Annotated in this window: 6 protein-coding genes; 5 read left to right on the forward strand and 1 reads right to left on the reverse strand. The window is 66.5% G+C overall.

Annotated elements, in window-relative coordinates; all coding sequences use genetic code 11:
• From VE759_RS13925 to VE759_RS13945, 5 genes are all read left to right on the forward strand, one after another.
• On the forward strand, positions 1–285 hold a 285-nt coding region (locus VE759_RS13925), incomplete at its 5' end, for a transaldolase family protein (RefSeq protein ID WP_324933276.1).
• Complete coding sequence (gene zwf / locus VE759_RS13930; RefSeq protein ID WP_324933279.1) at positions 282–1,844, forward strand: glucose-6-phosphate dehydrogenase; 1,563 nt, start codon at positions 282–284, stop codon at positions 1,842–1,844. The genes VE759_RS13925 and zwf, both read left to right, overlap by 4 nt.
• The gene (gene opcA, locus VE759_RS13935) at positions 1,841–2,788 is read left to right on the forward strand and encodes a glucose-6-phosphate dehydrogenase assembly protein OpcA (RefSeq protein WP_324933282.1); all 948 of its coding nucleotides are present in this window, start codon (positions 1,841–1,843) and stop codon (positions 2,786–2,788) included. Before zwf ends, opcA begins: the two co-directional genes overlap by 4 nt.
• Positions 2,785–3,522 carry a 6-phosphogluconolactonase gene (pgl, locus tag VE759_RS13940; protein ID WP_324933285.1) on the forward strand — a complete coding sequence of 246 codons (738 nt, stop codon included), beginning with the start codon at positions 2,785–2,787 and terminating at the stop codon, positions 3,520–3,522. The genes opcA and pgl overlap by 4 nt, the downstream gene beginning before the upstream one ends.
• A 100-nt stretch (positions 3,523–3,622) precedes the next feature.
• Positions 3,623–4,009, forward strand: coding sequence for an ATPase (locus tag VE759_RS13945; protein ID WP_324933287.1), 387 nt, complete (start codon positions 3,623–3,625; stop codon positions 4,007–4,009).
• Here the strand turns inward: VE759_RS13945 and VE759_RS13950 are convergent.
• The coding region (locus VE759_RS13950) for a phosphoenolpyruvate carboxylase (RefSeq protein ID WP_324933289.1) at positions 4,006–4,434 on the reverse strand (429 nt) is incomplete at its 5' end. The two genes, VE759_RS13945 and VE759_RS13950, sit on opposite strands and share 4 nt — an antisense overlap.

The following is a 4,434-nucleotide window of genomic DNA, read 5'->3' on the forward strand; positions in this document are numbered from 1 at the left end:
TACTCCGACACGCTGTACGTGACCGAACTGGTCGCGCCCAACACGGTGAACACGATGCCGGAGAAGACAATTGACGCGGTCGCCGACCACGGCGTGATCACCGGTGACACGGTGACCGGCAAGGCCGGGGAGGCGCAGCAGTTGTTCGACAAGCTCTCTGCGGTGGGGATCGACCTGCGGGACGTGTTCATCGTCCTGGAAAACGAGGGTGTCGAGAAGTTCGAGGCGTCCTGGCTGGAACTGCTCGAGGCGACTCGAAGCGAGCTCAACGCCACTGCGAAATGACCGTCGAGTCAACCAAAACAACCCCCGCATCCGGCGCCGGCTGGCGAAACCCGCTGCGGGACAAGCGCGATAAGCGGCTGCCGAGGATCGCGGGCCCGTGCGGGGTGGTGATCTTCGGCGTCACCGGCGACCTGGCACAAAAGAAGCTGATGCCGGCGATCTACGACCTGGCCAACCGCGGGCTGCTGCCGCCCACCTTCGCCCTCATCGGGTTCGCCCGCCGCGACTGGGACCACGAAAATTTCGGCAAGGTGGTCTGCGACGCGGTCAAGCAACACTCCCGCACACCGTTCCGCGACGAGGTGTGGGACCGGCTGGCCGACGGAATTCGATTCGTACAAGGCACGTTCGACGACGAGGCGGCGTTCGGCCGGCTTGCCGAGACGTTGGAGAAGCTCGACGTCGAGCGGGGCACCGCCGGCAATCACGCGTTCTACCTGGCGATTCCGCCGAAGGCGTTTCCGGTGGTGTGCGAGCAACTGCACAAATCTGGGCTGGCCCGCCAGCAGGAGGGCCGCTGGAGCCGGGTGGTGATCGAGAAGCCATTCGGTCACGACCTGGACAGCGCCAAAGAGCTCAACGCGATCGTCAACAGCGTCTTCCCCGAAGAATCGGTGTTCCGCATCGACCACTACCTGGGCAAGGAAACCGTCCAGAACATTCTGGCGCTGCGGTTCGCCAACGAGTTGTACGAGCCGATCTGGAATGCCAACTTCGTCGACCACGTTCAGATCACGATGGCCGAGGACATCGGGCTGGGCGGGCGAGCCGGCTACTACGACGGCATCGGCGCCGCGCGCGACGTCATCCAGAACCACCTGTTGCAGCTCACCGCGCTGACCGCGATGGAAGAACCGGTCAGCTTCCATCCCCGCGAACTGCAGGCCGAGAAGATCAAGGTGCTATCCGCGACGCAGTTGGCTCAACCGCTGGACGCGACAACGGCACGTGGCCAGTACTCCGCGGGCTGGCAGGGTAGCGAGTACGTCGTCGGGTTGCTCGACGAGGAGGGGTTTTCCAAGACCTCGACCACCGAAACGTTCGCCGCGATCACGCTGGAGATCGACACCAGGCGCTGGGCCGGGGTGCCGTTCTACCTGCGCACCGGAAAGCGACTGGGGCGCAGGGTCACCGAGATCGCACTCGTGTTCAAGCGGGCCCCGCATCTGCCGTTCGACGCGACGATGACCGAGGAGTTGGGTCAGAACGCACTGGTGATCCGGGTGCAGCCCGACGAAGGGATCACGATGCGGTTCGGATCCAAGGTACCGGGCACTGCGATGGAAGTCCGCGACGTCAACATGGACTTCTCGTACGGCTCGGCGTTCGCCGAGGACTCGCCCGAGGCCTACGAACGGCTGATCCTCGACGTGCTGCTCGGCGAGCCGTCGTTGTTCCCGGTCAACGAGGAAGTCGAATTGTCCTGGGAGATCCTCGATCCGGTGCTTGATTACTGGGCGACGCACGGCAAGCCAGATGCATACCCGGCCGGCACGTGGGGGCCGGCGTCCGCGTTCGAGATGTTGCGGCGGTCCGGTCGCGAATGGCGGCGGCCGTGATCGTAGACCTACCGCACACGACGACCAACGACGTCAACAAGAAGATCATCTCGCTGCGCGAGGAGGGCGGCGCGATAACGCTCAGCCGGGTACTCACCCTCGTCATCGCCCTCGACACCGAGGACATGGTCGAAGACGCGGTCGAGGCGGCGAACTGGGCCAGCCGCGAGCACCCGTGCCGCATCATCGCCGTCTTCCCGGGTGAGCGCGCTGCGAAGGATCCGCAACTCGATGCTCAGTTGCGGGTCGGCGGCGACGCCGGGGCGGGCGAGGTGGTGATTCTGAAACTCACCGGGCCGCTGGCCGACCATGCCGACAGCGTGGTTATCCCATTCCTGCTGCCCGACACCCCGGTGGTGATCTGGTGGCCGGGTGAGGCTCCCGAGATACCCGCTCAACATCCGTTGGGCCAGCACGCGATTCGACGCCTCACCGACGCGACCAACACTCCGGATCCGCTGGCGTCGATCAAAGGTCGGCTGGAGGGTTACACCGCCGGCGACACCGACCTGGCGTGGAGCCGCGTCACGTATTGGCGGGCGCTGCTGACGTCGGCGCTCGACACGCCGCCGTTCGAGCCCATCGACTCCGCGCTGGTGTCGGGCCTCAAGGACGAGCCGGCGCTGGACATCCTGGCCGGCTGGCTGGCCAGCCGCATCGACGGGCCGGTGCGGCGGGAGGTCGGCGCGCTGAAGGTGGAGCTCTACCGCAACACCGAGACCGTGGTGCTCAGCCGCCCGCAGACCGGCAGGACGGCGACATTGAGCCGGACCGCGCGGCCGGATGCCCTGGTTCCGTTGGCCCGCAGGGAAACCCGTGAATGCCTGGCCGAAGACCTGCGCCGGCTGGACCAAGACGAGATCTATCTGGAGGCGTTGGAGGGTATCGACAAGGTGCAGTACGGGCCGCAGGGCAACAGCGAAGCGACCCGGGAAAGAGCATGACCCCGACGATCGAAAAGTATCCGGACAGCGAGTCATTGGTGGCTGCGGCCGCTGATCGTCTGGTCGACGCGATCAACTCGGCGATCCGGGCCCGCGGGCGGGCGATGATCGCGTTGACAGGTGGCGGCACCGGCATCGGCATGTTGAAGCACGTCGCCGACAACGGCTCGGCGATCGACTGGTCCAAGGTCCATTTGTTCTGGGGCGACGAACGCTACGTGCCCGAGGACGACAACGAGCGCAACGAGAAGCAGGCCCGCGAGGCGTTGATCGACCGGATCGACATCCCGGCGGCGAATGTGCACGCCATGCCGGCCAGCGACGGCGAGTTCGATGATGATCTGGATGCCGCAGCAGTCAGCTATGACCACGTGCTGGCGGCGAACGCCGACCCCGGCGAACCGGCACCGAATTTCGACGTGCATCTGCTCGGCATTGGCCCCGAAGGGCACATCAACTCGTTGTTCCCGGACACCCCGGCGATCCGGGAGAAGTCCCGGTTGGTGCTGGGGGTCGAGGATTCCCCGAAACCGCCGCCGCGGCGAATCACGCTGACATTGCCCGCCGTTCAACGCTCGCGTGAGGTGTGGCTGATGGCGTCCGGGGACGGTAAGGCCGACGCCGTCGCCGCGGCTGTGCGCGGCGCGGATCCGGTGGACGTGCCCGCAGCCGGCGCGACCGGCCGCGAGGCCACCGTCTGGCTGCTCGACGAGGCCGCGGCAAGCAGGCTCTGACATCGGCGCCCGCTGTTGGCGCGGGCAGTGGGCGCCCGTTCTTGGCGCCCGGTGCCCGCTGGCACCGCCGCAGAGGGGCGCGGGCAGTAAGGTGACCGTCATGGCTGACAAGGCCGTCCCCCGCACCGGTCGCGATCGGATCAAGACGCTGACCAAGGCCGCGCTCAACGCGGACGTCACGGTCGAGCAGCTCGACACCCTGCTGACCGGCCTCGACGAGTCACTGACGGACCTGAAGAGCACACTCGGGGTCTTCGAGGGCTCGCTGGACAACCTGGAGGCGACCCTTGGCCGATTCAACGAGACGATCAGCAACATCGACGCGCTCGCACCGCGGCTGATGACCATGGTGGACCGCCTGGAGGGCATCGTGGAACGGGTGGAGCGCATCGTCGGCGTGGGGGAATCGGTGGTGTCGCCGATCACAGCGACGGAGAACGCGGTCCGTGGCGTGGTGAACGCCATCCGCGAACGAACCCACCTCTAGCCGCTGTTGCGCAGCGCGGTCGCGAGGCCGTTCATGGTCAGCAGGATGCCGCGCTCCACCAGCTCATCGGTGTCGCCGCCGCGGTAGCGCCGCAACAGCTCAACCTGCAGGTGGTTCAGCGGCTCCAGGTACGGGAAGCGGTTGAAGACCGAACGGGCCAGGGCCGGATTGTCAGCCAGCAGGTCATCCTGCCCGGTGATCAGCTTGTGCATCGCGATCGTGCGGTCGCGCTCGGCGACGATCTTGTCAAACACCCGGCTCCGCAACGCCTCGTCCTCGACCAGCTGCGAATAGCGCGCGGCCAGGCCCATGTCGGACTTCGCCAGCACCTGGGCCATGTTCGACAACACCGTCCGGAAGAACGGCCATCGCCGGTACAGCTGCCGCAGCACCTCCAGCCGGCCGTCACCCTCGGCGATCCATTC

The organism is Mycobacterium sp. (assembly GCF_035640695.1).
Classification (GTDB): domain Bacteria; phylum Actinomycetota; class Actinomycetes; order Mycobacteriales; family Mycobacteriaceae; genus Mycobacterium.

Coding starts and splice junctions, on each gene's coding strand:
- pgl (WP_324933285.1), top strand. CDS start 2,785: ATGACCCCGACGATCGAAAAGTATCCGGACAGCGAGTCATTGGTGGCT.
- VE759_RS13945 (WP_324933287.1), top strand. CDS start 3,623: ATGGCTGACAAGGCCGTCCCCCGCACCGGTCGCGATCGGATCAAGACG.
- zwf (WP_324933279.1), top strand. CDS start 282: ATGACCGTCGAGTCAACCAAAACAACCCCCGCATCCGGCGCCGGCTGG.